Below are 1401 nucleotides of genomic sequence, written 5' to 3' on the forward strand. Positions count from 1 at the left end.
TCACGATTTTCAGTCGTGCGCTCTACCATTTAAGCTACCGGGACTTATATTTATCATATACAGGCCGCGTTAAAAACGCGGCCTGTTAAGATAAGCCCCCGGGGCCGGCACCGCCGGACCTGGGGGTCCGGGGCGCCAGCCCCGGGGGCAATAAAATTAGGTTATTAGGTATAGTAGGAATCGAACCCACATTTGTTTTATTTCAAGTAAAATGCTTTACCAGTCAGCCATATACCTTAAAATCTTTTTGAGTTGGATAAATATGAGTTTCAGGGACGCAAAGCGTTTTGGTTTATGTTATCCGTTCACAATGGGGCAACAAAATTGCCCCAATTAAAATTTTACAGCATAGTATGCCAAAATTTTACGGAAAATTAAAAATTAGTCTGAAGAGGGATCGAACCTCTAACTTATACGTTATCAACATATCACTCTACCGATTGAGTTACCAGACTTATAAAATAACATTTTAAACTCCTTTCACCGGGGTCGAAAAGCCCGGGGTCAAGGCCTCCGGTTCTAGCCCGGGCGGGCGTAGCCCGCCCGGTCATGGAAATTTATTCAAAGCCCCCGTTTTTTAAAACGGGGGTGTCGGGCGGCTTCGCCGCCCCCGGGGACGGGTTCACCCCGGACCTGGGGGGCCTGAAGCGCCCCGCTCTGCGGGTGGGNATCGCCCCCAATTTAAATTTTTATTATTCTTATATTTTAGTTTTATTAATAAAATTAAGACTACCCCGCGCGTAGCGCGGGGTGGTCTGCAGGGGCCCCGGCATACTCATAAGCGAAACTTTGCATCTTAATATACTCGAAACATATGCTTCGAAAATTGTTAACAGGGCGGGCTATGCCCGCTTTTATTAACAAAGGGCCGAAGGCCCAGGTAAAATTTGACTTATACCTAAATTAAAAATAAAATAACCAGGAGTAGTAGGATTCGAACCCACGACAAAGATTTTGGAGATCCCAATTATAACCAACTTAACTATACTCCTTAGTTGGCCGGCTGATTAAGGCAAGTTTAACTTGTTCCCTCTTTTGAATAAAATATTTTACAAATATCCCGGGGCAGTGAGCTGCCCCTGGCCCTCGGGTCAGGGGAACGAGCCCTGCATAAAATTTTGGCGTACGGTGCCGCAAAATTTTAAACCGGGGCTTTTATAAGCCGGCTTTTTTACTCTAAGGCGCTTTGCGCCTTAAACATCGGGTCGGGTGACCCGATACATTGGAAGGATGTAGCCCTTCCGTTATCTTATTTTTTCATGAAGTAAATAACTCCATAAAATTATTTAATCCTAGGAAATTTATTCCCCCGGGGCGGGGCGCCCCGGGCCCCCAGGTCCGGGGTGAACCCGTCCCCGGGGGCGGCGAAGCCGCCCGACACCCCCGTTTTAAAAAACGGGG

At 47.2% G+C, this 1401-nt stretch carries 3 tRNA genes; all 3 read right to left on the minus strand.

The window, feature by feature from the left end:
* Window positions 1–165 precede the first annotated feature (165 nt).
* Window positions 166–237: transfer RNA gene (locus ACYVJS_RS10425), tRNA-Ser, on the minus strand.
* A gap of 145 nt (window positions 238–382) precedes the next feature.
* A tRNA-Ile gene (locus ACYVJS_RS10430) sits at window positions 383–455 on the minus strand.
* A 464-nt stretch (window positions 456–919) separates the two neighbouring features.
* Window positions 920–992, minus strand: a tRNA-Trp gene (locus ACYVJS_RS10435).
* Window positions 993–1401 lie beyond the last annotated feature (409 nt).

The organism is Microbacterium neimengense, assembly GCF_054782995.1.